25 protein-coding genes and 4 pseudogenes are annotated in these 25419 nt (G+C 56.7%); 13 read left to right on the top strand and 16 right to left on the bottom strand.

Annotated features, from left to right (window positions below; all coding sequences use genetic code 11):
• Nucleotides 1-168: 168 nt before the first annotated feature.
• Nucleotides 169-1311, top strand: a complete 1143-nt coding sequence (locus tag NO360_RS17115) for an ABC transporter ATP-binding protein (protein ID WP_256309072.1) — start codon at nt 169-171, stop codon at nt 1309-1311.
• Nucleotides 1308-2498, top strand: a complete 1191-nt coding sequence (locus NO360_RS17110; RefSeq protein WP_256309071.1) for an ABC transporter ATP-binding protein — start codon at nt 1308-1310, stop codon at nt 2496-2498. The genes NO360_RS17115 and NO360_RS17110 overlap by 4 nt, the downstream gene beginning before the upstream one ends.
• 46 nt (nt 2499-2544) lie before the next feature.
• Here the strand turns inward: NO360_RS17110 and NO360_RS17105 are convergent, their stop codons facing one another.
• Complete coding sequence (locus NO360_RS17105) at nt 2545-3318, bottom strand: IclR family transcriptional regulator (protein WP_256309070.1); 774 nt, start codon at nt 3316-3318, stop codon at nt 2545-2547.
• A gap of 264 nt (nt 3319-3582) precedes the next feature.
• On the opposite strand from NO360_RS17105, the gene NO360_RS17100 reads away from it, so the two are divergent.
• Nucleotides 3583-4131 (top strand): sodium:solute symporter family transporter, encoded by a 549-nt coding sequence (locus NO360_RS17100; protein WP_256309069.1) that lies wholly within the window; start codon nt 3583-3585, stop codon nt 4129-4131.
• Nucleotides 4132-4826: 695 nt separating this feature from the next.
• Here NO360_RS17100 and NO360_RS17095 read toward each other — a convergent pair.
• Both NO360_RS17095 and NO360_RS17090 read right to left on the bottom strand, forming a co-directional pair.
• The gene (locus NO360_RS17095; protein ID WP_256309068.1) at nt 4827-5570 is read right to left on the bottom strand and encodes a creatininase; all 744 of its coding nucleotides are present in this window, start codon (nt 5568-5570) and stop codon (nt 4827-4829) included.
• 457 nt (nt 5571-6027) lie between these two features.
• Complete coding sequence (locus NO360_RS17090) at nt 6028-6618, bottom strand: amidohydrolase family protein (protein ID WP_256309067.1); 591 nt, start codon at nt 6616-6618, stop codon at nt 6028-6030.
• A gap of 196 nt (nt 6619-6814) precedes the next feature.
• Here NO360_RS17090 and NO360_RS17085 point away from each other — a divergent pair, with 196 nt between their 5' ends.
• Nucleotides 6815-7486 carry a helix-turn-helix domain-containing protein gene (locus NO360_RS17085; protein WP_256309066.1) on the top strand — a complete coding sequence of 224 codons (672 nt, stop codon included), beginning with the start codon at nt 6815-6817 and terminating at the stop codon, nt 7484-7486.
• Nucleotides 7487-7727: 241 nt separating this feature from the next.
• Nucleotides 7728-8351: a trimeric intracellular cation channel family protein gene (locus NO360_RS17080; protein ID WP_256309065.1), complete on the top strand. Its 624-nt coding sequence runs from the start codon at nt 7728-7730 to the stop codon at nt 8349-8351.
• 154 nt (nt 8352-8505) lie between these two features.
• Here the strand turns inward: NO360_RS17080 and NO360_RS17075 are convergent, their stop codons facing one another.
• Nucleotides 8506-9264, bottom strand: a complete 759-nt coding sequence (locus NO360_RS17075; protein ID WP_256309064.1) for an IclR family transcriptional regulator — start codon at nt 9262-9264, stop codon at nt 8506-8508.
• 1327 nt (nt 9265-10591) lie between these two features.
• Here NO360_RS17075 and NO360_RS17070 point away from each other — a divergent pair.
• Nucleotides 10592-11245 carry a helix-turn-helix domain-containing protein gene (locus tag NO360_RS17070; protein WP_256309063.1) on the top strand — a complete coding sequence of 218 codons (654 nt, stop codon included), beginning with the start codon at nt 10592-10594 and terminating at the stop codon, nt 11243-11245.
• A gap of 302 nt (nt 11246-11547) precedes the next feature.
• Here the strand turns inward: NO360_RS17070 and NO360_RS17065 are convergent, their stop codons facing one another.
• Complete coding sequence (locus tag NO360_RS17065; protein ID WP_256309062.1) at nt 11548-11727, bottom strand: hypothetical protein; 180 nt, start codon at nt 11725-11727, stop codon at nt 11548-11550.
• Between NO360_RS17065 and NO360_RS17060 the strand changes: the two genes are divergently transcribed.
• Complete coding sequence (locus NO360_RS17060) at nt 11728-12153, top strand: helix-turn-helix domain-containing protein (RefSeq protein ID WP_256309061.1); 426 nt, start codon at nt 11728-11730, stop codon at nt 12151-12153.
• 185 nt (nt 12154-12338) lie between these two features.
• Here the strand turns inward: NO360_RS17060 and NO360_RS17055 are convergent, their stop codons facing one another.
• On the bottom strand, nt 12339-13073 hold the full coding sequence (locus NO360_RS17055; RefSeq protein WP_256309060.1) for a hypothetical protein: 735 nt from the start codon (nt 13071-13073) through the stop codon (nt 12339-12341).
• A gap of 209 nt (nt 13074-13282) precedes the next feature.
• On the opposite strand from NO360_RS17055, the gene NO360_RS17050 reads away from it, so the two are divergent.
• Entirely contained in the window at nt 13283-13441 is a 159-nt protein-coding gene (locus tag NO360_RS17050; protein ID WP_256309059.1) for a hypothetical protein, read from the top strand.
• A 35-nt stretch (nt 13442-13476) separates the two neighbouring features.
• Here NO360_RS17050 and NO360_RS17045 read toward each other — a convergent pair whose 3' ends face one another.
• The 3 genes and pseudogenes from NO360_RS17045 to NO360_RS17035 form a co-directional block, all read right to left on the bottom strand.
• Nucleotides 13477-13833, bottom strand: coding sequence for a hypothetical protein (locus tag NO360_RS17045; protein WP_256309058.1), 357 nt, complete (start codon nt 13831-13833; stop codon nt 13477-13479).
• Between the two features lie 134 nt (nt 13834-13967).
• Nucleotides 13968-14961: pseudogene (locus tag NO360_RS17040) on the bottom strand (transposase).
• 130 nt (nt 14962-15091) lie between these two features.
• A pseudogene (locus tag NO360_RS17035) lies at nt 15092-15180 on the bottom strand (MarR family transcriptional regulator); the annotation flags it as partial.
• Between the two features lie 173 nt (nt 15181-15353).
• Between NO360_RS17035 and NO360_RS17030 the strand changes: the two are divergent.
• Nucleotides 15354-15731, top strand: a complete 378-nt coding sequence (locus NO360_RS17030) for a cupin domain-containing protein (RefSeq protein ID WP_256309057.1) — start codon at nt 15354-15356, stop codon at nt 15729-15731.
• 395 nt (nt 15732-16126) lie between these two features.
• Here the strand turns inward: NO360_RS17030 and NO360_RS17025 are convergent, their stop codons facing one another.
• Together NO360_RS17025 and NO360_RS17020 are read right to left on the bottom strand one after the other, a co-directional pair.
• Entirely contained in the window at nt 16127-17239 is a 1113-nt protein-coding gene (locus NO360_RS17025; RefSeq protein WP_256309055.1) for a transposase, read from the bottom strand.
• 585 nt (nt 17240-17824) lie between these two features.
• A complete protein-coding gene (locus NO360_RS17020; protein ID WP_256309054.1) occupies nt 17825-19543 on the bottom strand; it encodes a multicopper oxidase family protein in 1719 nt (572 codons plus the stop codon).
• 602 nt (nt 19544-20145) lie between these two features.
• Here NO360_RS17020 and NO360_RS17015 point away from each other — a divergent pair.
• Together NO360_RS17015 and NO360_RS17010 are read left to right on the top strand one after the other, a co-directional pair.
• A complete protein-coding gene (locus tag NO360_RS17015) occupies nt 20146-20433 on the top strand; it encodes a hypothetical protein (RefSeq protein ID WP_256309053.1) in 288 nt (95 codons plus the stop codon).
• A 3-nt stretch (nt 20434-20436) separates the two neighbouring features.
• A complete protein-coding gene (locus tag NO360_RS17010) occupies nt 20437-20958 on the top strand; it encodes a winged helix-turn-helix transcriptional regulator (protein ID WP_256309052.1) in 522 nt (173 codons plus the stop codon).
• Here the strand turns inward: NO360_RS17010 and NO360_RS17005 are convergent.
• The 4 genes from NO360_RS17005 to NO360_RS16990 are packed head-to-tail and all read right to left on the bottom strand — an operon-like array spanning nt 20955 to nt 22999.
• The gene (locus NO360_RS17005; protein WP_256309051.1) at nt 20955-21497 is read right to left on the bottom strand and encodes a ferric reductase-like transmembrane domain-containing protein; all 543 of its coding nucleotides are present in this window, start codon (nt 21495-21497) and stop codon (nt 20955-20957) included. The genes NO360_RS17010 and NO360_RS17005 overlap by 4 nt on opposite strands.
• Nucleotides 21497-21784, bottom strand: a complete 288-nt coding sequence (locus NO360_RS17000; RefSeq protein ID WP_256309050.1) for a hypothetical protein — start codon at nt 21782-21784, stop codon at nt 21497-21499. Before NO360_RS17000 ends, NO360_RS17005 begins: the two co-directional genes overlap by 1 nt.
• Nucleotides 21768-22637 carry an FAD:protein FMN transferase gene (locus NO360_RS16995; protein ID WP_256309049.1) on the bottom strand — a complete coding sequence of 290 codons (870 nt, stop codon included), beginning with the start codon at nt 22635-22637 and terminating at the stop codon, nt 21768-21770. Before NO360_RS16995 ends, NO360_RS17000 begins: the two co-directional genes overlap by 17 nt.
• A 5-nt stretch (nt 22638-22642) precedes the next feature.
• Nucleotides 22643-22999, bottom strand: coding sequence for a hypothetical protein (locus NO360_RS16990; RefSeq protein WP_256309048.1), 357 nt, complete (start codon nt 22997-22999; stop codon nt 22643-22645).
• Between the two features lie 305 nt (nt 23000-23304).
• Between NO360_RS16990 and NO360_RS16985 the strand changes: the two genes are divergently transcribed.
• Together NO360_RS16985 and NO360_RS19135 are read left to right on the top strand one after the other, a co-directional pair.
• Nucleotides 23305-24015, top strand: coding sequence for a hypothetical protein (locus tag NO360_RS16985; protein ID WP_256309047.1), 711 nt, complete (start codon nt 23305-23307; stop codon nt 24013-24015).
• Nucleotides 24016-24123: 108 nt separating this feature from the next.
• Nucleotides 24124-24298 (top strand): annotated as a pseudogene (locus NO360_RS19135) (transposase); the annotation flags it as partial.
• 106 nt (nt 24299-24404) lie between these two features.
• Here NO360_RS19135 and NO360_RS16980 read toward each other — a convergent pair.
• Nucleotides 24405-24938: pseudogene (locus NO360_RS16980) on the bottom strand (transposase); the annotation flags it as partial.
• Between the last annotated feature and the right edge of the window lie 481 nt (nt 24939-25419).

The raw sequence follows: 25419 nt of genomic DNA, 5'->3' as shown, positions 1-25419 counted from the left end.
ATAAATGTAGTGTATTTTTTCATATGCAGACCTTATACACGAAAGAAGAGTACGTCCGATTTCCCAGCGGATCGGGGTCAGAAGTCACCCACCGCATATAATATTAAAATAGTATGATTTAATATATTATTGGGAACAATTTTATATTGGAATGTCGAACGTGAACGTATGTCGGCCCAGCCAGCGATCAGCATCAGTTCATTGAGCAAGAAGTTCGCCGACGAACTCGTCTTGGACCGTATCGACCTCTCAGTTACCGACGGGGAGTTCTGTGTCGTCATCGGACCCAGCGGCTGTGGAAAGAGCACGCTGTTGAAGTGCATAGCCGGGATCGCCGATCCGGACACGGGAGAGATTCACCTCCGAGGACGGAACACGGAATCGGTGCCGAGCCGTGACAGGGACGTCGGTCTCGTGTTTCAGGAGTTCGAGGAGACTCTCTTTCCACACAAGACGGTAGCGGAGAACATCGGATTCGGTCTCAGACAACAGTCCGACGCGCCGCCGGAGGAACAGATCGAAGACCGGATCGACGAGATGCTCGACCTCCTCGCTATCTCCCACACCAAATCGAGTTATCCGGACGAACTGAGCGGGGGGCAACAACAGCGCGTCGAACTGGCACGCCAGCTGGTTCGCGACTGTGATATCACGTTATTCGACGATCCGTTGGCGGATCTGGATTACAAGCTTCAAAAACGAATGGAGATCGAGATGAGGAGGCTCCACAACGAGTTAGAGAGCACGTTCCTGTACGTGACACACAACCAGGACCAAGCGCTGAAACTCGCTGACAGGCTGATCGTGATGAACGACGGGGTAATCGAACAGGTCGGGACGCCCGAAGAAGTGTATACGAACCCGGCAAACGCGTTCGTCGGCCGCTTCGTCGGGGATTCCAATCTCTTGGTGGGCGACGTCGTTCGGACGACCGATTCGGAGATTGTCGTCGAAACACCAGTAGGCGAACTCGCCGTTTCGGATACCGGCGAACGGCTCGCGGAGGGCTCTGAGGGTGCAGTACTGGTCCGTCCCGAAGATATCGTCATCGGTGACGGCGCGGCAAACTGCCGAAACAACGTGGGTGTCGTGCTCAAGGGGAGGACCTACACCGGGGAAGTGATGGAGTATTCAGTCTCCGTGCCCGGGTACGACAACGAACTCCAGGTGGTAAAGCCCGGCAGACCGGACGATGCCGAGAACAGCAACGAGACGGAAATCGGCTTCGATGCGAGTGCGGCGCAGTTCTTCGAAGAGATGAGCGTCACCGGCGATATGAAAGTTAGCGATCTCTTGGAGGCAGAACAATGAGTGAAACGAACGATCCACGGATACAATCGGAACAGCCCGAACAGCTCGAGTCCAGCAGAACGATGCTGGACGTATCTGGACTCACGAAGATATACCCCGATGGAACGCTCGCGGTCGACGACATCGACTTCGCCGTCGACGCCGGTGATTTCTGCGTGATCATCGGCCCGAGCGGTTGCGGAAAGTCGACGACGCTTCACTCCCTCGTCGGGAATCTCGACGTGACCGCCGGGACGGTCAGTCTCGACGGCCTAGAGATTACCGATCAACCCACCCACGACAGAGACATCGGTCTAGTCTTCCAGGACTTTCAGCTCTTTCCGCACCTCTCCGTGACCGAGAACATCGAATACGGATTGAAGCAACTGGGGGTCGACGACCAGGAGCGACGACGGCGGACGGAGCGCCTTCTGGAGATGATGCAGTTGGAGGGTCTCGCGGATCGCGACCCGGAGGAACTCTCTGCCGGACAAAAACAACGGGTAGCGCTCGCACGGAGTCTCGTCCTCGAACCGAAATTGCTACTCCTAGACGAGCCGCTGGGGGATATGGACTACAAGCTCCAAAAGCGGATGGAGCGTGAACTACTCCGCGTCCACAGGGAATTCGACACCACCTTCGTGTACGTCACACACGACCAGACGCAGGCGATGAGGCTCGCGGATCAAATCATCGTGATGAACGACGGACAGGTCGAGCAGTCGGGGTCGGTCGCGGAGATCTACAACTCACCGAACACCGCTTTCGTATCGGCGTTCGTGGGCGACTCGAACACGGTTACTGGGACGCTCGACCAAGAGCACCCCGACGGCAGCGTAACGATCGCTACCGAGCTCGGCTCCTTCAAAGCCTTGCCCGACAATCTCCACTCGTCGGTCAGTGAGCTTCTGGGGTCCGAGATGTCGTTTTCCGTTCGGCCCCAGCACATAAGCCTGTCCGACGAGTACGCGAACACCCTCGAGTGCAGGGTGAAAGACGTCATCTGGAATCCCGGATCGAGTACGCAGGTGTTGTTGGAGGTTCGAGCGGAGAACGCCGCGAAGGAGATCAGTCTCAAGTCGTGGGAGTTGGCCGACGTACCGGAGGGAGACGTACAGGTGAGTTGGAAACCGGAACACACGATCCTTCTCGAACGGACGAGCATCGTCGATGGGATCGATCTCCAGAAGGACATCCTCGGGAGCTAACCGGCAGTGAGAGTGGTATCACACAGAAGTCGGTCGTTCTCCGTTATCAGCGTCCGATATCTTCGTTCCGCATCGTCTGAATATTGACTTCGATGACGTTCGCCGCGCTGGTGACGAGATTCGGAACCGCCTCGTAAAAGTCATCACCCTGCATCCTACTCGTCGGCTTGGTAATACTGACGGCCCCGAGCACGGTCTCATTTTTGTCCAGAATCGGGGCGCCGACCGCCCGCGTACCGAATATCTCCTCCTCGTCGTTCAGAGCGTATCCCTGTTCGCGAATCGATTCCAACTCGTCGAAGAGCGCATCACGGGAGGTGATCGTTTTCTCGGTTCGCTGTGGGAGTCCCGATTCCGTGACGATTTCTTCTACGCGATCCTCCGGCAGAAATGCCAGCATAGCCTTCCCGTACGCTGAACTGTGTAAGTATCCCGGTTTCTCTAATTTTTTCTCGAAATAATTCTTTCCCACGGCGTTCTGCCCCCGAGCTTCGTGCAAATAGATGAGATCGCCGTGTTCCTCGGTGACCAAATGAACGTATTCGTCGGTCTCTTCAGCCAATCGCTCGACTTCTGACCGCCCCGCCTTGAAAAGGACGCTGTGCTTTTTGACGAACTCGCCGAGATTGAGGAAATGTAAGCCGAGATGGTATTTCCCGTCCCGCTTGACTACGTATTTTTGTTCTTTCAACGTCGCCAGGTGAGTGTAAACCGTCCCTTTCGGCATATCCAAGTGGTCCGCGAGCTCCGTAACGCCGGCCCCCTGTAGCTCCTCGAGCGTGCGGATTATCTTCCAACTCGTCGCGACGGTCGTCATCATTCGAGGGGAGTGTTGGTTAGTCATTTGCAAACACATACCAATCAAAAATACTTAAAATTTTCTGTCTCTTCATCGAAAAAGGTCGATAGAAGTCCAATTTACCGACTCGGATTTGTGTATTCTTTCACGATGTCGGTGGTAGAGCAGCATATAGGACAGGTTGAACGGCGAAAAAACGTGAATTTGTTAGTTTATTCCAAACATACGTGACCGGCGACGGGGAATACCGGAGAGCGCGAATAGAGAGTAAATAGCGGCGTATCAGTGTCCCCCTTCACAAACAAATATTACACTCTTAGTATTGTAACGAAAGCCGATTTCACGGACGGCGTTAGTCCTGGTAGCCACAATTTGTTATACTATTCCAAACGCTGTCGCGGGGAATACGCAGGACGACCTCCGGAGGACGAATGTCGCGGGCCGAACAAGACGAGCGGATTGGCAGAAATTCTCATACTTCCCGGACTCGAAGGTTCGAGTGCTGATACGGTCATTCTTCGATTCATTCAAGATATGCCGGGGTCCTTCCTAGGGATTATGATGCCGGCAGCGGTCGCCGCTGCGATGTCGACCGCCGACTTGATCATCCTGATGCTCGGGTCCAGCATCTCGCGCGACATCTCTCAGGTGCTCATACAGGGCGATATGCCCGAAAAACAGTTGTCGAAGTATTCGAAGATCACGTCCGGATTCATCGCGTTCGCCGCACTCCTGTTTGCGACGCGACCGCTCGGTGAGTTCTTCACGTTCCTGCTCGAATTCGCCTTCCCGGGATACTTCATACTGCTTCCGGTCGCCATTGCGATGTTCTGATGGGCCCGCGCGAACAAATATGGGGTCATCGCCGGGCTAATCGCCGGTCTGGGTACTCTGTCGTACCTCATCTGGATCGGTCAAAATCCGCTCCAGGTGTGGCTCGGTTTCTGGGGCGGATTGAGTACGACGATCGGCCTGGTCGTCGTCAGTCTCGCAACTCCGTCCCCGTCTGAAGACCGCGTGCAAGAGTTCGTCTACGAGATGCGGGAAACTGCACGGGATCCCTCTCCGCAAGTGGATCCAGCGGACGACTGATAGTGTTTGTTCTCGCTGTGTGCCGGTGCTTGCTGGCACCCCACGGCGAGCACCGGTAATTGGCGAAAACGAGCAAATGGAGAGGGTACGTGTATCCGGTCTCGGATAGGACGGGCCCCGACCCCTCAGAGCGACTGGGTCCCACGGTTGGGAATGGACGAACGTCTGCACTACTCACTGTGCGTCATCCCGTACGTCACGGTTCCACCGGATCCCCGACGGCGTGGTGAGCGTGGGTGATTGTACCTGTGACAGTGATCCGTCTGAACGACACGATCAAGTTTCGGTTTCTCTCGGTCTCAACGAATCGTGTGAAAAGCGTTGCAGAAGCGTCCGAGTGACCCTGATACCGTCGAACGCCGTAAAGATCCTCGGTGGGTCGGTAAATCAACACTTTGGTGCCGCGAGCTGTCTCGCGGGCGTACGGCCGGCAGCAACTACGCAAATTCCTTCTCGATCGCGCTGACGAGGGTGTCGGTGACGTCGTCGACGACCCGCCGACCGACGTCGGCGGTCCCGTACGTGGCTCGGTAGAAGACGCCGCTGTCCGAGACCGTCTCCCTCGGTGCCGGTTTGACGATGTGCGAGGGGGTCCTGTCCGCCTCGTCGTCCACGATTTCGTCTTCTCTCACCAGTTCCGGTCGGAAGTGACGCATCAGCGCCGTCTCGATGACGCCGGCGTGTTCTTTCTCCCAACCGGGGAATCCACCGGGAATCTCTTCGAAGATCTCGTCTCGGAGCGACGGCGACAGCAGATCCCACCAGCTTGCGATAATGAATGTGGCCCGCGTGCCGTCTTCGATGTGGCGGTCGATAGCCTCTCGGATCGGGTATTCGTTCTCGTAGTGTCCGTTGAAAAAGACGATTTTCATCGCGCCGTCGCGTTCGAGATCACCAATGACGTCTTGGATCTGCCGGCGGAGGGTCCCCCCGTGAACGCTCGTTGTCCCGACGAACTCGGAACCGCCGCCGCTTCCGGGCTGAGACTTCGCACCGTAGTGAATCGTCGGCGCGACGATGCCGTCCACACGCTCGGCCGTCCGCTCGGAGAATTCAGTCGGGATGACGAAATCGACGTTCATCGGCAGTCCGGGACCGTGTTGTTCGGTACTCCCAACCGGGATGAAAACGGGAACGCGCTCGACCCTTTGGTCGTACTCCTTCCACGTCATTTCGCTCATACGAACGGCTAAGTGTCCAGTGGTCACACGGTAGAGTGTGTCGTTCTTTCTAATAAATTCTGATGTGACGATCGGACTGCGCTGCGACGAATCGTTCCGGGTTTCGGTCCCCCGCTCGAGGTGCTCGACACGAGTACGGTCTTCGTCCCCGAACGGTGTACGAAACGGGCGGGCTAGGATCGGTGGAAGTCAATATCGGTACTGTTTTCGCCGAACTGCACCGTCGTTTCACTCGGTTGGGTCCGTGCAACCGGGATCCCCTCTTTCAAGACTAACCGACGGGGAGGTCGCGTCCGTAACGTATCGAAGGCGCTGAAACTGTCGTACACGACGAGAGACCCTTCGTCTCCCGATTCGAGCCCGTAGTTTGTTGCGCCGAAGATGCTCGAATTCGCCACCGTTAGCATATTCCATATCGTTTGGACATCGTCGTACCCGCTCATCTGCGCGTGGTGGATCAACACGTATGCGGCGTCGAGCAGGTCGGCTCGGCGTGGGGAATCGCATCGACGACGTCGACATCCATTTCGACCGCCTCCCGGAGCGCCACCCCGTTTCCGTCCGCGGTGTAGATGCCGTCCTGTGGAAACGCGACGACTTCGATGTCGATGAAATCCCGGAGTTCCCGACGCAACTCGACGAGTGCCTCGACCGTCGAGAGAGTGCTCTCAGTCGCATCTGCGTGGGTCCGTACCCTCGTGACGCCGTTAGCGACTAACCACTGTATCGTTCGTCGAGCCCGCCTTTTGACGTCGTCCTTGGTCAGATCTCGCTTGTATTCGGCCCAAATGTCGATACCCTCCGAAAGGGTCCCTGCCTCGTTCCAACGAGGGGCCCCTGCCGCAAGAGCGTAATCGAGGTGAATGTGCGGTTCGGTCAGCGAAGGGGTAACTAATCGCCCGTTTGCATCGAAAACGCCTTGCTCATCCGCAGAGCGATCGGAAACGGTCCTGGCTTCGGAGACGTCGCTGATCACCCCGTCTCGTATCCGGATATCTACACGGCGATCCGCCACGGTGGTGGCGTTCAGTATGGTGAAGCTACCCATAGTTCGCCATACCGTGGTGTTCATATAATGTTTGGGTGGTCGACCCCCGTCGCCGCACCACGTACAGAACGGCTGACCTGCCCTCGCTGTGGTCACCAGGTCAGAGTGATGAAACGAGTATGTGCCGGTAACTCCGAGCGAATCAGGTCGGGTCTGATGGAGTAATATTGATGTATGCGCCCCGCTAAGATCGGATATGCCGATTATAACAAGAGTCTATTTTTCTCATCCGCGGATGGCGTTGGCCCACGTGATCGAATCGCTACCGCACGCCAAGATTCGAGCCCTTCAGGAGGTAAGCACGGACCCAACGCATAATATGCACTATTTTGTCGTCGATACGGGTAGTACTCAAAGATTCGAGGAGAGTGTCGAATCCGATCACACTGTCGCAACCGCCCAATGGGTGCCGAGTTACGAAAACCAGCCCGTCTACCGTATCGAATTCACTCCCGATACGCTGTTACTCGGATCGGTAGTCACTGAGGAGAACGGGTTTGCATTGAATGCGTACCGACACGGCGACGGGTGGATCGAACGGTGGCAACTCCCGGATCAGAAATCCCTGCAGAAGATCTGGAATTTCGCGGACCAAAAGTCGTTTGCGTTCGAGATTTTCGCGATCCAACAGGTGTCTAACTACGGCGAGAGCAAACACAACGGACTCACGGAAAAACAGCAGGAACTACTGGCGATAGCCTACAGGGACGGGTATTTCGACAAACCGCGCGAGATGACGCTCGAGGAAATTGCAGAGGAACTCGATATATCGACATCTGCCGCGAGTGGACGCCTTCGGAGAGGCATGAAAAAGCTCATTGAACTGTCGGACATCGACGCGTTGATCAGGTCGGTCAGCGACGAGTAACGGGGTTTCGACGCCGATAGATCCAATCCCTACAGTCCGTCTCTGTCTCAGTTCCCTCACGCGAGATGGTGGATCGAGCGGCGAATCAGTTGAACGGCTCACTTCGAGCTCCCACAGAACTGCGAGTGTACGCACGGTCAGGTGAGAGTAGATCAACCGCAGCGTTGAATAGAGCGAGTATTGTAGGTACGTATCAGTGCAAGAAGTCGTGGGAGTGCTCCTAGCCGAGCCGTTCGCGGTTATGAATACGATCGGACTGATCGCGTTCGCTCTCGTCGGGTCGGCAAAGGCGATACGCGAGCAGTTCGACCTGTTCGGGGTGGCTGTCGTCGGTCTCGCAACTGCATTCGTCGGTGGGACGACGCGCGACCTGCTCGTGAATCGGGTTCCACTAACGTTGAGTTCACTGAGCGAGGTGAGTCTCGGAATGCTGGGAGTCGTCCTCGCGGTCGGGTTGAACGTCGTTCTCGATTCCCCGGACGATCATCCGGTCACGATGCTCGCCGACGCCGTGGGACTCGGTGCCTTCGCGACGACCGGCGCGATCGTGGCGACCGAAGCCGGAACCTCGAGTTTCGGTGTGATCGCGATCGCGACGATCAACGCGGCAGGCGGCGGGGCGTTCGCGGATCTCCTGCTCGACCGGTATCCGTTCATTCTGGTGACCGACTTCTACGCGAGTTGCGCGGTGTTGGGCGGTGTTACCTACAGGATCGTAACGAGCGCGCTTGCGACCGATGGCGCCGCTGCGGCTTTGTGTGCCACGGTCACCGTCGGAACGCGATTGACCGCGGTCAATCGCGGCTGGGAACTCCCGACGGCCCAAGCGTTCGGTGAGCTACTGCTCGGCCCTGACGACAATTAGGAGTACGGGACTGTCGAGGGGAAGCGCCGCCGCTCCAGCGTCTCAACGCCGGCCAACACCGAGAGCTAGTTCAAGAGGCAGATACCTACCGTCAGCGACGAGGGATCGATCTGGTTTCGAGACCCACAAGCCGGACGGTGTAGATGCGAGCGGTTCACTCGGTTCCGTACCGGGAGGCGATTTCGCGTTCGATCTGCGTTACCGTCTCGCGTAACTCCGGGGCGATCTCGTCTTCGGAGAGCCGGTACGGGGGTCCGGAGACGTCGACCGAGCCCAGGACGCTCCTGTCGGGGTTCGTGATCGCCATTCCCACCGCCATCAGCCCTTCGAGCGCCTCCTGCCGGTTGAGCGAGTAGCCCCGCTCGCGGGTCTGCTCCAGTTCCTCGTAGAGTTCCTCGGCGCTCTGGATCGTGTTCTCAGTCTCCTTGGGCAGTCCCCATCGGTCTAGCACATCCTCGACGCGCTCGCGGGAGAACTCCGCGAGCATCGCCTTCCCGCTCGCGGAATTGTGCATATGGAAGTACCGACCCACCTGGAACCCCTCCTTCGCGGGGTCGTTGTTCTCGTCGAAGATGATCACAGATCGGCCGTGCTCGGTGATGGCGAACGCGACCTCCTCGTTGAGGCGATTGCTCAGTTCGTGAGCGTGCCGTCGAACGATCTCGTACTCGGGTTTTCGGTGCCTTGCTTGTTCACCGAGATGAAAGAACTTGATGCCTAGGTAGAATTCGTTGCCCTCCTTGACGACGAGTTCGTGGTTGCGGAGCGTCGTCAGGTGCGCGTGGATGGTACTGTTGGCTAGGCCCAGTTCCTCGGCGATCTCGCTCATCCGAGCCCCCTCGAACCGATTGATCGCGTCGACGATCCGAAGCGACGTCGCGGTCGTCGTCAGTTCGCGTCCGTGTACAGGCACAACTGAACGTTTGCAGGAATAACATAAAGCATTCACGAGGCGCGAATCTCCCAGAATATTTTCTTTTTCTCTGGAGCAATACGGAAACAAGTGATCGGAAGGTATAGAAACGCTCTCCACCGGACGGAGACGGCCCGGAGACCGAATACGTATTTGCTGACGGCGATGCGAGTGGCGAATCCACGGAATCATCATGTCCCCACTGACGTTCGCCGGGACGACTAGGGAAACGGCGGCCGAAAGGCGACGAGGCAATCTACACGCTCGATCGCTGAGGCGTATCCCCTTTCTCGCCGCTCTACGCGCGGCGACTCTGCTCGTTCGAGGCCCGATAGATGGGAATCGGGGCACCGTTTTTCGACCCCGATATAAGGGTATTATACGATTAAGCTAAATAGCAATACTGTTTCTGACCCATCATTTTATTGTATGGCACAGAGAAATCGCGCCGATCGTGCCGGCAGAGAAGCAGAATCGAAATTTTACCTCCCGGTTGGAGTTTCTCCATCGTCTGAAAAGGGTTGGTTTGAGCGCATCTGGGCGAAGTTGTTCAATCACCGCGTCTGACACTCCGTCCCGTACGAGCGGCCGTCTCGAAGCCGTCGGAGTTGAAGTCGCAGACCGAACACCACTTTTATTTTAGCACCGTAGCGGCACTGTCTAGGTAGTACTGCCTGAGGAACGAGTAGGTGGTCGAGAGTCCGGTCCAAGACTGCTTGCAAGCCTGCTCGGCCAGGAGTCAGCCGGTGAATTAGATGAATAGTGAGAACGTGGACGGACCTTCTCGCACAGAGATAGCGACGATGCGAACTGAATTAGGCGTAGAACGACCTCGTCAGTCGATTTGGCAATAGATACCTCGGCTCGCTGATGACGTATCTGGCCCGGCATCGACATCGCCAACTCGGTCTCTGTCGACGAGACCGCTGTCCGCACCGATAGCGGGCTGTCTTGTTTATACACCACAAGAAACACCGATGCAAAATTGCTGTCCAGTACCGAACTCTTCGACCGCCGAGGCACCGGCTCAGTGACTACATTTCTCATATAGGTCCTGGAGCGTCGAGATTGACTCATCCGCTCAACGATGACGGGTGAGGTATCACACCATTCGTGGGGCGTTGGTCAGTAATTCATATGTGATTCTATTGTGCTATTTTTGAATTACAGTGCTTTCGACGACCGTATCGGGCGCTACGGTGACCGAACGCCCGCTGGTAGCGGGGCAGCCCCGAGAAAACCTTACTATCAAGTGGCTCAAACGCCAATTACTCCTCGAAGCCCACGCGTCGACTCCCCACTCCCGACCGGGAAACAATCAAAGACAATGAGCGATATCAAAGCAGTCGTCCGGGTCGAGCACCCTGACATCGTGCTCACGAAGACGGTTACGTACGACAACAGTTCGAAGGTCAAGCCGGTCTCGGAGGCGGGAACCGACCCCAAGTCGGGGCGGTTCCTGTATTATGTCGAATCGTCCGATTTCTATCGGTTCGAGGAGGGTTTGCGAGACGATCGTACGATTAGTGAGTTCGAGCGGGTCATCGAAACCACCGACCAGAGGGCGATCTACAGGTTCGAGTACACCGCCGAAGCGAAGACCTTCTCGCCGGTGATATCGATGGCAAACGGTGTCGCGCTCGATATGGAGAACGAGAGCAACGCGTGGATCATAACGGTGTGGATGCCCGAACGAAAGAAGCTAGTCGACCTCTGGGACTACGCACAGGCGAACGACGTCGACATCGATCTCCTGCGAGTGAACGAGTACGCCAGTATCGGTACCTCCTCCGCCGGCTTGACGGAGAGTCAGCGAGAGGCGCTTCTCGTCGCGTTCGAGATGGGATACTTCGAAGACCCCCGAGATGTAACGCTTGGCGGGGTTGCCGACACGCTCGGTATTTCGCAACCAGCCGCCAGTGGTCTCCTCAGACGTGGTATCAGTAGACTTATTTTATCTAGTATCGTTGATGATAAGTAAATTGCCAATTCGTGCCTGGTAGTCCGTTACTGCTTGTCATTATCCTGTGATAATCGGCATTTGGTTGGTACGGGCGTCAACTATTCGATAGTCGGTGCAACAGTGGTGAGAGATTCGATTCCGGATCAAAAAATACACTTTGGTTACTATACGGCAGTAGTACCAATTATAATTTATTTATAATTGATAATATGATATTTACTCAATTTGGTGTAGTCGGGAAGGCGGTAGGAGTACGACTGCCACCAGCCGACCGTCGTCACCGGATTACCCAGAGCGTCCGGATCGCTTTCGTGGTGCTTTCACGACAGGAGGTCGAGAACGGTTTCTGAGAGGACCGAGACACCGATCAGGAGGCAGGCCTTCTCGACTTCGAGGAACTGGCCTGTCGTGGGAACGGAGCGGTCATCCAGGCTGAACTGGAGAGGCAGTGTGACGAAGCTGCGCTCGATGAGCTCGAGTACGTCAACCAGTGGAACCACGTGGCCGAACGGGATGACTCACACGTCTACGTCCTCTCCTTTACCGCACCGGACCTGCCGGAAATTCTCGAAGAGACGGCCGGAGATCTCGTGGGGACCTGTGATCCCGACGTAGACGAACGCGGTGCGACGATGTCACTTGTCGGTCCGCACGAGGCGATTTCTGGGCAACTCAACGAATACGAGGCTGCTGGGGTCTCGCCGACCCTCCAGCGCATCGGGGGCTACGATGGTCCCGACTACCCGCTTGACGACCTGACCGCGCGCCAGCGCGAGGTTATCCAGACGGCCTGGGAGATGGGCTACTACGAAGTCCCCAAGGCGGTCTCTGCCAAGGAGATTGCGACCGAGCTGGAACTCGATTCTTCAACGGTCAACGAACACCTCCAGCGGGCCGAGCGGAATCTGCTGAAAAAGTTGCTTTGAGTTGAGGGAGTCATACAACGGTCCAAATGATTGAGCTTCACCACCACCTCGATTCGCTCGGTACAGGCGAAATACGTAACGCGACAGGTCGTGACACCCTCAGAGCTTGTCAGAAACTGCCCGCGAGATACAGAGGATTCACTCAGCGCCCCGTCCATGTTCGTCTCACACCACAATCGGTCGACTCACTCCTCACGAAGGTATGCGGACGCCTCACGGCGTCCCGCGCCTAACAAGAGGACGCCGAGAGCGACGAACCAGACAATCTGGGTAAGCCCGAAGATGCCACCGCCGATCTCACCGAGTGCTGGAATCGCCGAGATGATACCTGCAGTCCCGACCACGAGCCCGAAGTAGTTCACCAGTCGGTGGAGCGCCCGCGTCCGTAGCGCCACCACACTCACGAGTAGCGTCCAGAGCCCGCCGATAATCTCGTTACCGCCGCCCATCCCGTCGATGACCGGGCTAACTGCCAGCCAGACCGTGGTCGCCTGCGTCGGGTCGGTACTGTAGAGGTCGACGACGGCGCTCGTCGCGAGGGTGGCAATCATTCCGCTGGCGATGACGAGGCCGGCCCAGATGAGCCCGAACGCGGTCGTCGCGCGCATCAGCATCGGTGCGTCGGCTTTGAGATGCTCGTGGAGCGCCAGAACGAGCGCCACCAGTACGATACCGAAGACCACGTAGATGAGTAGGTTCATCGCGTACAGACTCGTCTCGTTCGCGACGAACAGTTCGACCTCTTGGAGCGCCCCGGAGACGTTCGCGAAATCGAGGATGACGAGGAAGTACGCGATACCGGCCACGTAGATGGCCGCCTCGGCCAGCGCAGCCAGCCCACCGACACGCAGGTAGTTCCACCCACTCACACTGGTCGGCTGCTCGATACTCTCGACTGCTTGGTTAGTAGACGATGCCATTATTATAACTCATATGACATAAGCTGTCTGAGAAGATAACCTTGTCGGTGGTTTCTCATCCGCCAGTCAGACTGTCTCCGACCGTGCGGACGGGGCAGGATACGCTGGTCACTCGACGGTCAGCCAGAGACCGTGTCACTCCCAATTGGCCGCGACAGGGGAGTAGACTACCTGTGTGGATTTCGACCGAGCATCGTCTCACTGCGTTCGTGAGCTACGGGTTCGCGGACGCTCCCGAACTGCTCGTAGAAAATCTCACCATCTTCGCTGACGTCGGCGAGCTTTGGATTATTCTCGCGCTCATTGTCGTCGGCGTCCGCGAGGGTGCCGAGGAGCAAGAAGCCGCTCGACGTGGCGCCACCGCCTAGGAGCTCCCGCAGTCTCCTGTGAGAGGGTGGGCCCGTTACTTGGAACCTGCGATCCGAGTGATCCCCCAGGCACCGATAACTGCGAGAGCATATGCGCTTGCGAACACCAGTACGTCGCCGCGAGCGTTTAGAATCGCAGGGATCGATTCCGGCGAAACCCCCACAAGTGAGAGCGCCCACTCGAGGCCGATAGAGATACCGATTGCAGGAATCGAGAGGATGCCCAGCGGGAGTAACAGAAGCCGAACGAACTCAGGAAGCGTCCGAACCCATGCGACGGCTGGTCTAGGGGAGGGATCGATCATCGCCGCGATCACGACCCACCCCAGGATCTGCACGACGAAGATTATGAGAACGTACCTATTGACGAACGTCGAGAAGCGAGAGTCCATACGATACTTGAAGGCGTCCAGTATGTTAATACGTTGTCTTGTTGAGGGTGTTATAGAACTCATCAATGTAATCGGTGCCGCCGGTGAACTCTACATCTTATTGGTGTTACTCCGAGGGTGTCATTGAAGAGTTCTCACACCGTGATGATCGTGCTTCCCGGATTGTCTCCGCGTTCGTAGTTGGTGATTGCGACGACGAGACGCAGACAGAGTGCGAGGAACACCTGCGCTCGTGCATGGACGCGGCCTCGGGCGAACGCACGCCCGAGGCCGCAGCCCTTCACTGATTCATTGGTTCGTTCGACTCCAGTACGGCGGTTGTACGTCTCATCCAACGTGGATTGCTTCAGTTGAACGTCTTCGCTGTGTTCGTCAATGCGGTCTTCGACCCTGTACTCGATATCTTTCGGGTCGTCGGTGTTTCGCGCGTTGTACGGAGCGACTGGCACGACCACCTGCTGGCCGCAGGGGTCGTGCCAGTCGAGCGTGTCGTAGGCGCTGTCTCCAAGCATCCAGATCGGTGTGGCGACGGCGAGCGCGTCACGCGTGACGCGCATCGCCGTCTCCTCTGGCGCTTGCTTACTCTCTGTGAACTCCGCTGCAATCGGGATCTTTTGCCCGGTCGAGACGATCGTACAGCCGTAGTCGTAGTAGTACTCATCGTCGGTTGGATCGTAGCACTGCGACGCATCTTGATCGGCGGGCATCGCCCTCACGTCAGTTGAATCGATACAGTAGGTCAAGTCGAGCAGGCCGCGGCGGGCGGCCTGCTCGACGAGTCGGTCAAAGACCTCGTCAACGACGTGTTCGAGGTCGGTGAGAAAACGATCGACCGCGTCTCTCGACGGCGGTCGATCGAAGTTACAGCTCAGCCAAACGATCGTGTTCCGAAGCTCTCGTTCAACGGGACGAATCCCGTAGATGTGGTGGTAGTAGCAGTGGAGGAACCCACGCATCATCTCTGGTGGCTCGTGCTCTCGTGTTCGCCCCGTCTCCGCCGGGGCGAAACACGTCGAACTCTTCGAGAAACTCGAATGAGAGATGCTCAAACAGCGCTAACGTCTCCGTCTCCGCGACATTGAAGAACGTCTCTACTGAAGGATCATCTTGCAGGGTCGCTGAGGCCATACCATCTCAGCATTCACCCTGCTCTTTGGTGTGGTAATCGTTCTATGACACCCTCTTGAGTTACCAATTTCACTTTTTCCTGAGTGGGCCACCACCGCGGAACGTGAGTGACTCCTCGTAGTAGGTCTTAGTCGTCTGTGATCGCCCAGTACGGACGCTTGTGCCGCACGAGCCCCGCTCTTTCAGTCGTGAGAGGATCGCACTGCCGGCGTCGGTATCGTCGTGTACGAGGGGAGTATTCGGAATCAAGCGCTTTTCGGCTCACTGGTCATCCAGAATTTTTAACCAACACTTCCCTGGAAGAATCGCAGTGTTGGTTACAATCAAGTCAGAACAAACGGGAACCACGCTCTGTAAACAAACCCAAGTCCTTGCCCGCAAATACACGAACAATGACAGCCACAAATCCCACACCAACCATCCGCCGTGCCTCGGAGATCACCTACGACACCGTCGAGTTGGCTGAGGGCCTCCAGAAAGGTGTCCTGCTGGGTGATGAAGATGGAACACCGAATTTCAATATGCGACGGTTCATCCTCGAGCCAGGGGCACGGATCCCACGACACACTAACAAGGTCGAACACGAACAGTTCGTCATCGAAGGCACCTACCAGGTCGGAGTTGGTGACGAAACCCACACCGTGTCGGAGGGTGATTCGCTCCTGATCCCGGCGGGTGTCGAACACTGGTACCAAAACGACAACGACGACCGCGGGTCATTCCTGTGTGTTGTCCCGAAAGAAGACGACGAGATCACCATCCGAGAGTGACGCGTCGGGCGCGGGCCAGAAGGTACTGGTGAATGGATTGAAGCGGCTTATTGCTGGGCTTCATCTCTTGTAAGCCGCTACAAGACTGATTTTTCATTGGTAGTTGTTCAAAGATATATCACCTCTAGATAATTTTAAATGTAAAATCTTCGACCAAAATAAAATTTTACGGAAAATACGAGGCGAAAGCCTCGCGCTTTACAGTAGTTGCCGAATCAGATTCTGCTCCGCGCTGAGAAAGCCGTTGAGATCGGAGATCTCGCCGTCGTGTCGAATTGCGCTATGACAGATTCTCTGAGAGAGCGAGGGAGCGCCGCGCCAGCGGCGCTCCCGAGCGATGCCTCTCCACAACAGGGCGCACTCACCGGTCATCCCGGTCGGACTCGAATGCGTATTCAGCCGTAGTCTGTTGAGAGAACGAATCTACGGAAGATTCGTGTTGAGATCGGCGGTGTCTTTGGAACTGTGTCAGCTGAAGCTAACACGTTGGCTAGCACCCAGAGATTGTACAGCGAAACCGCGAACAGAAAGTAGAACAATCGCACCGAGAACGTCGGCGACGACGTTCTCGGAAGAAAGTCACCGATCTGTCGATACGAGGTCTCGATGCCCCAGCGGCGGCGGAACGCCGCCGCGTACGCCTTCGCTGTCGCCGGATCTACATCTAAGCTTGTTACGAACCAGACGTGCTCGTCTTCGATTGTGCGGTGCGGAACTGCGAAGACTGTGACGTCTACCGACGCAGTTGGTTTTCGCTTTCGTCGCATCGTGTACTCGTCGGTGACCGTCTCAGCGCCGGCGCTGAGACGGCCTTTCATTCCGCTACTCGGTCGCGCACGAACGATGTAGTCAACACCCAACTGCTCTAACTCCGCAACGACGTGGACCTGGTAGAATCCACGGTCGAGGTAGACGTGCCGAATTGAGACGTACTCACGCGCAGTTTCGAGTAAGGAGCGAACGGCTTCGCGCTTGGCGCGAAAGCCGTTCGCGTCCATCGGCAGCACAGCAAGCGTGAACCGAGTGCGAGGTGCAACGATACACAGCGTTGCGAAGCAAAACGCTCTGTTCGTTCCTAAATCAGGATACGTCGTTATCACGTGGTCAGTGTCGGCTGATCCGTAGAAGCGCCACTCGTGAAGATCGATGGCAACATCGACGAAATCGGGGAGTCGCCGCTGTGATCGGAGGACTTCGAATAATCGATCCTGGACGCCATCGAACTGATCGTCGATAGCGTCCGTCGAAAGATTTCGCAGGTGGTACAACAGCGATTTAGCGAGAGGGTTCCGAGTTGTGGCTGTGAGGTCCACTTGCTCGTCACGGTCAAGTTGGAGCGTTTTGCCACCCGTGTTTGCGAACTCGTGATCGAAGGCGATACGAGAGAGGATTTCCTCGAAATCCTCTCTCGTGTACTCACCGCACGATTTGACACCAAAATCCAGCTCCGAGAATAGCAACGTCGAAGCAGCACGACAGACTTGTTTCACCTCTGTTGTCTGTACCATCTTTCGACCAACGCAGCCCAGCGTGAAGAATCTCAGTTAGGTTCGGCAACTACTGTTTAGCGCGGGGAGGATGTCAACAGCGATCCGTCCGAGAGGATGAACGAGATCCTCCCGAAGAGTTGGCCGACGGCAAGTCACCCAGACGCACGGCGTTCGTCACGTTTCTCGCGTTTGTCATTGCTGGCTGGGCGCCACTGATTCCGTACATTCTCGAAGTGAGGCCGACATTCCTCCTCTCGATTGCCTTCACCGGTTCGCATTCTTTGCCGTGGGGGCGAGCCGAAGTTTCGTGACGAGCCGGCGCTGGTTCGTGAACGGAGCAGAGATGTTCGTCGTCGGAATGGCCGCCGCAATCGTCGCCTACACCGTCGGAAACCTCCTCGGCGGTGTCGCTTGAAGAATTTCCCGAGGGCAGGAGGTATCATACAACGGTTCTCATAGCCATTCTTCGACACCTCGATTTGCTCAATACCGTCCACACTTGGCAAATAGTCTCTTTGAGACATCCTTTTCATTGTTTCTGCAACGCCCAGCTGAAAATAATCGACGTGAGTTGCATACTGGAACCGGACGGCTTCGGGAGTGTTAGTTGCCGCCGGTTACAACCTCGTAAGGGCGCATCATCTCGTGGTCCTCATGTTCAAGGATGTGGCAGTGCCAGACATACCGACCAGTGTGACTCCCGAATCGAGTCTTGATGCGCGTTATCTCTTCAGGATGGGCCTGAACTGTATCTTTACGACCTCGCTCGTCAGGTTCTGGCGCTCTCGGGTCGCCAGTGTAGTACTCCTCAAGCGGATCGAGGTTATCGTCTGTTGGATCCTGCTCGTCGTTGAGGTCCGCCAGATAGGCCGCAGCATCGAACGGCTGGCGTTCGACCACCTCGAACTCGATGAGGTGGACGTGGATGGGATGGCTATCCTCGGTCGTGTTGACGAGGTTCCACACTTCGGTCGTCCCCAGCTTGGGATTCTCCGAGATGCCATCCTCCCACTTACGCTGGTTGAGGATGTTCATGAGCCGGCCGTAGTCGTCGGTCGACTCGATGAGCGGTAGATCCCGCGTGGTTTGTTCTTGGCCGAATGGATCGGGACGCCCTGGCTTCTGGGGGATCGAACTGGTATCCTCCCCATCCAACGGGAGAGTGACATCGAAGCGCATAAAGTCGAAGAGTTCGACCTCCTGGACAGTTGTTCCCGGCCCTTTGAATGGCGCGGACGCGGTGTTATCGCCCAGAACGAAACTCTTGCCATCCATCCCGGAGAAGTCAACGATGATCTCAGCACGTTCTGCGGGTCCAAGATTAATCCGCTCGGGTTGGAACGTCTGATCGATGAACCCAAGGTCGGTACCGATCTGGTATACCGGAGGAGTCGAGCCATCCGGGTCCTCTTCATTATTCACGGTGACTTCGAATAGTCGGGGATTGATGAATCGGGAGTTACACCCGTTGAGGACACGGAAGCGATACTTCCGCGGTTCGACCTCGAACTTCGGCCAGACTTTCCCGTTGACGACGGAAGTATCGCCGAAGAATTCCGGCACGATGCTCGTCTCAACATCTCCAATTTCCACATCTGGATAGAATAGTTCGCCCTCCTCGGTAAACGAGCGATCCTGGATGAGGATGGGCACGTCGTAGTCGCCGGTCGGTAGGTCGAGACTTCGTTCGTAGTTGTCTTGTAAGATATAGAAGCCGGCGAGCCCGGCGTAGACGTTCAACCGGGTGATGCCCAGCGCGTGGTCGTGGTACCAGAGCGTCGCACCTGGCTGACCGTTGTCGTAATCGTAGATTTCCTTGACGAAGTGATCACCTGTCTGGTCGTAGTTCTGCGTGAACCACGCCTCCGGCAGACCATCGCTTGCGGACTCGGTGTGAAGCCCGTGGGCGTGGGCGACGGTGCGCACTTCGGGATTTCCTGCCGCGCCGTGGATGGTGTCGTCAACCGGGAGTAAGTGCTCGTCCGGAAGGTCGTTTATCCACTTGACCTTCACGCGCTCGTTACGTCGGGCCTCGATGGTCTTGCCGGGATACTGGCCGTCGTACCCCCAGATCCTGGTCTGGCCGAGGTCCGGATGGAGCTCTTGGATCCCTTGCTTCATACGGATTTCGTGATAGTCGGCACCCTGGCGCTTGCCGTCTGGTTCCCGAACAGTCGGAACCGGCATCGTGGTCACGTATTTGTCCAGGGACGGTGACGACTGGGCTGCGACGCCCATCGCACCGAACGGCATCGCCGACGCAAACCCGACCGCCGCACCTGCTTTTACCAATTTCCGTCGTGTGAGTTCGAATTTGGTCATTCGTAGTCACTTACTTGAGTACCAGTTGTCCCAGTACATAATTAAAGAAAAAGAAGGTGTGATTTGGTAATGAATATTCTAACTGAGAGTAATAACCATTCTAACGGAGAGTAAGTGGAGAATAATCAGGGTATAGGACTATGTGTCGCTCTCTCGTTCGGAGCGTCGGTGATCCGAACGGGAGAAGTATCGTCGGTCTCACGATACAGGCACCCATTATCGGGTTTCATACAGTGGGTCACTACGAGGACTTTCGAAATGAGAGACTACTCCTCCGAATCGTGTCCTTCGTTGGGGTTTGAGCATCGCATATGGCATAATAGGATGTTGATTCCGTGTTCATTATGTGGGTGTAGCCACAACTCGATTCACTGCGACTGTCCCTGCAAGATACGCAGACGTACTGAGCAGGTGATTCGTACCAACAGTCCTTGGAATCAACCGCATCATGAACCGTTCTATGACTCCCTGGAGGGGCTTTTAGAACTCGATTCGATTGGATTCGACGGTTGAACGCCAATCGTTTTCCCCGCCACCCCCTTCGATTGAATTGTATCGATCGCCGAGTACGTCGCACCGACAGTATGCACAGATAGCAACGTATGCCACTCGCTCAACTCCTCGAACAGTACGTCAGTCTCGGTATCTTCGTCCTCGCTGCAGGTCTGAGTGTACTCAGCTTCCTGGCGTGGCGACGAGAACGTGACGGCCGTATGCGAATTGTCACGCTCGGGTATGCGATGTTCGCCGTCTACGGACTCATCGTGTTTCTCGAGTATCCGTTGCTCCCGTATTTCCCGTACGCCACGCTCGAACTGCTTGAACACGGGAGTGCACTCCTGATCCTCGGTGGCCTCCTGGCGTTCTTCGTCGCTTTGACGCGAGACTGAGCAATGTCGGACCCGGATCTTGAACTGGCCTCCCGGCGGGCGATCTACCAGCGAATAGCCGATACACCCGGGATTCACTTTCGCGCGCTCCTCGACGAACTCGAGTACGCGCAGGGAACGCTCCAGTACCACCTCCGCTGGCTCGCTGACGAGGATCTGATCGATGTCTCGAACGACGGCAAGTACACGCGGTACTATCTGGCTACCGAGTTCGACGAAGTCGACCGGGCAGTGATGAACGCGTTGCGCCGAGAGTACAGTCGCCGCATCCTCGCACATCTTCTCACGGACGGTCCGCTCTCGACAACCGAGCTGAGTGACCGCCTAAACAAGGCCCAATCGACGGTCTCGTGGCATCTCTCGAAACTCGCTGAGGCCGACCTCGTCACGAAAGAGCGCGACGGCCGGAGTGTCGTCTACGAGGTCAGCGATCCTGACCGGGTCAAATACCTCTATACAGTTCACCGGCGCTCGTTCACGGACAAAGTCGTCGACCGTATCCTAGGCCTCTGGGACAGCTACTAGCTCGCCGTCGCGTTCGAGGATATCCCGTGAAGCACCAGCAAGCGCAACAGGAGCACGTACACGAGAAACGCCACCGAGGGACCCAGCAGTGGATGGACCAGCCCTGTCAGATCAGTCCCGACTGCGGCCGCGTGAACCGTCCCGAACGCGAACCCAGCGTACGCGAACGAGTGGACGACGCGTGGCCCCCACGGCCGCTGGAAGCGTTTCGCGTCGGTAAAGCCCAGCACCGCGACGACGAGCATAAGCAGTGCCCCTGCGCCAACGGCGAGGCCACCGAGGAAGTACGCCATCGAGTACGCCGGCGCCGGAACCTGTCCGGTGACGACGAACCACGCATCGAGTACACCAATTCCCGTGTGTAGCAACGTGACGATCATCGCGAACACGGACAGTTCGATGTGGACACGTCGGGCAGCCTCGTGGAGCACACCGAACGACTCGGTGTTATAGAGGATACCCGTGAGAACTGCCAGATACAGCGCCGGATACGTGACGAGCGCGGCACCGCGGTCGAGATACCAGACGATCCCCGACATCACGAGGCCCCCGTAGTCGCCACGACGTCGGGACAGCCGTCCGCGTCCTGGAATCCGTTCGTCGTCTCCGGTCGCGTCGGACACCGATCGGCGGAGTCGTCGATGCCATCCCCGTCGTAATCGGCTGGTGCCTGTCTCGACGAAACTGTCTGACTGACTATGTCACTCTGTTTCTCTTCGGTCGCTTGGGTAGCACGCACATCGCCGATCTGCCAGAGGACTGGCACGGCCACGACCAGGACGACGATCGCGACGACGGTGATTCGCTGTTTATATGTCCATGACATGTGTCTCGAACCCCTCAGTCGTATGAAAGACGCCGTCGTGGATGATGAGTACCTCTAGCCCCTCCCACTCCGCTGCTAATTCACGCGCCCTGGCGAGTGGGAGCGCTGCAAGCGTCGTCGCTACGGCGTCGGCTTCCATGCAGTCTCGGCGCGCCACGACGGTGACGGACTCGTGACGAGAGCCGAGCGACTCCGTGGTCGGATCGTAGACGTGGTCCGTGCCGTTCCGCGAGCGTCGATATCCCCCGGACGTCGCGACAGACCAGTCCGTGTCCAGAACCTTCAGCGGCGTGTCGTCGCCGTACGGGCTCTCGATAGCGACCGGTCCCGTAGGTGGAGACATATCCCCGCCACCGCTGACGAATCCGCGACGGCCGAGACCCGAGAGCGCTTCGGCGGTTCGATCGACGATGTATCCCTTGGCGAGGCCGTTGAGGTCGAGTTCGACGTCGCTGGTGACGGTGGCGTCGTCGACGCGGACGGTTCCTGTGTTGAAGGTCGCCGGCAGTGCGTCGCTATCACCGCGCAGGAACGCCTTGAGGTCGTGTTCGACGCGCCCCTGGTGGATGTCGAATACCCCGTCGGTCCGGTCGTAGTATTCGAGCCCACGGCGAACGATACGGGCGACGTGTTCGTTCGTGACCTCATTCTTGCGATTGAGCTGGCTGACGGCACTCGTCTCATCGAAGGCGTTCAGCTGTGCTTCAAGTAACTCAGCCGTTTCTCGAGTCGCAGTCACCGCAGCGTCGGCCCGGACGCCTGTCGCCTGGATCCGAAACCTCGTATCACAACAGTTGAACTCGCGGCGGGTGTTCCCGAACCATTCGTAGACCGATGCGAGCGATCCCATCATCTTGGTCACTCGTCCTCTTCGTGTTCGTCGTCCTCGTGGTCCTCTTCGTATTCTTCTTCATGCTCTTCGTGTTCGTCGTCCTCGTGATCCTCTTCGTATTCTTCTTCATGCTCTTCGTGTTCGTCGTCCTCGTAGCCAGTCTGCGTCTGCACTGCTGGGGTGAAGTCCTGATTCGGAGTCGGAGCATCAGCGGCTGTCTGTTGTGATGGGTCTGACGCGGGCGTATCTGGTGAGTTAGGTTGCTCGACAGCCTGTGCGAGGCCGCCACCAGGCAGCGCAAGGGCCCCGGCGACACCAGCTGTGAGGAGCGCACCGACGAGCGTGAAGGCGACGAGTTTGTTTTTCGGGACGGGAACGCGCATAATTAGCTACCCCTCGGTTCAGAACCACTATCTTCGACGTGTCGGTCGTTGCGTTCTGCCATTGCAGATAGAGGGTTGAGACAGCCTTAGTAAGGCGTTCGCGTCCAACCATCGAATTTTCGTACAGCTATCGAATCGGTTCAGAGCGCGAGGGGGATTCTGAGTATGTATGTGACTTCGATATCGAGCAGCTGGCACTGCTGGCCATCCCCTGTTTGCTCTGCGTACGGAATGATTCGGCGGTTGTACGAGGATTCGATAGATGGACGCGAACGAATTTTTCGGCGTTGTATCTACGTGTTTCTATGCAGACTCGTATACAGCGAGCAAGTCTGGTCGTTGTTCTCTTGCTAGTCGTTAGTGGAGTCGGTACTGTTCAAGAGGGGGCATCACCAGTAGGTGGTGATTATGCAGTTGTGAAAAATCTCGACGCAACAGAACAGTCATTCTCCCCTGTTGCGGGCGTGGATGAATTGGATGGTGAGGAAGAGGAAGGTGAAGATGCAGAGGATTCGGACGAAGGTGAGACAGGCGCTAGTTTGATTGGAGATTGGTGGGGCCTTGGTGGCGAAGTGAGTGAGGCCCCGTACATTGGTGTGGTTGAAGCTGGCATTGTCTTTCTCGTCCTCGGTGTCCTCGGGTACAGTATTGTAAAGCGAAAGCGATTGCTGCCAGTGCAATACCGTCGATATCAGTTACAAACACACCAGTGGGTCATTCTCATCGGGACGGCACTAACGCTGCCACACTTCATTGCTGTCGAAGAGTGGGAAGGCCTCGGTCTCGCAGTTTCTGTCTTACTCGGTGTAGAGGTGGCGAGTGGACTGTACGGTCGATATCTACATCGACACGTCGTCCGGCTTGGACGAGGAGATGAGACACCGTCAGTCGTTGGCCGTGTGCTGACCGTCACCAAAGAGACTCTCTTTTCACGATGGCGACGAGTACACGTCTTGCTGACTGTTGTCACTGCTATCGTCCTCGTCCTCCATATTATCACCGCAATTGGTGACTGACCTTCCAGTGGTCTCGGCTCAGCCTGATAGTAGGAGGAATGACGGCAAAGTTTGAATTAGCTCGTTTCCGACAGTGCCGCACATCTTTCGATGTAGATGAGTCCGTACACGAGTCAGGGGCTTCGAGCGGGGATCGTCGCGATCGACATTACCGAATCTGACCCCCTTTGCGGGCGACAGAACGGGCTACGAAGACGAAGTCATCGGGACGAAGGAGAAGACCGACGAATACGCTTACCAGTGGGCGACGGTGCAGTTGGTCGGGAATGCCGTCCCGATCGTGTCTTGCTCGTCCATGTCTATCACATTCCCAACCAAATCTGTGAACTTCTGAGACTCTTGGCAGCGTTAGCACTCTGAAATCACGCTATCCCGGACAGGGTGCCGCACTACTCGATTCCGGTCTCCTCCTTCAGCAATGTGAGCGAATTATCGACCGTCACAATCGGTGCGTGCTCGTACTCACCAGTCAATTTGACCTGCACGAGCAAATCGACCGCTCGCCAGATCGAGTACAATAGGCGAGCAAATGCGAAATAGAAGAACCGTAGCCCGACATCCTTCGACGTCGTCGCAGCTATGAACCGTTTGATCGACCTGTACCCGCTCTCGATTTCCCACCTGTAGCCATACTCAGTGAGAAGTCCACTCCCGCAATTCGTAATAAGCACCGAGTATTGCCGGTGGTCGTCGTGCTCTGAATCCTCTTTCTGCCGGTAGATCAGCGTCCTCTCGTGCCACTCGTTCTTGCCCAGATAGAGTTTGCGGTCAGTCTCGTATCGGTCTTGGTCACGCTGGAGCAATCGTTTCGCCTGCGCCTTCTCGCTGGTCTGCATCCGCTTGGGAACGACGTAGAAAAGCCCGCGCTGGCTGATCATCTCCAAAACGTGCTGGCTATCGAACTCTCGGTCCATTAGTACGTTACAGAGGTTGAGACCGGTGCTCTCAATGCATACGCTCTGAACGACACAGTAGTTATCTCAACTTACCATTATCTGTCAATATCGGGCGTTCTGTATGAACTGGAATGAATTTGTGCCTAACCTGTGGCCGATTTCGGCAATCGACTAAGCCAGATCCCCGGCCAGTACGATCTGTATGTCATCGGGTATCTCTCGGAAAGCGTTTCTTCGCGCAACTGGAGTCGCACTTGCTGCGACTATCGCAGGGTGCAATAGCACAACTGACAACAGCGGACCGAACACCGATACACAGACCTCTCCTGAGGCCTCCCCACAATCCGAACAACAGAATGACGACTCTCCGACGTTCGGAAATTTCTACGTCGGCAACGCAAACACAAGCAGTAGTACCGTCATCGACGGACGTGCTGAAGTCGTATATACATGTCCCGATACGGCCACCGACAAGTCCCCCGTCGTAATGGTGCCCGGCCTCGGGTTG

Source organism: Halobellus litoreus (assembly GCF_024464595.1).
GTDB lineage: Archaea > Halobacteriota > Halobacteria > Halobacteriales > Haloferacaceae > Haloquadratum > Haloquadratum litoreum.
Note: the sequence above shows the minus strand (reverse complement) of the source record. Positions and strands in the feature narration are given on the sequence as shown.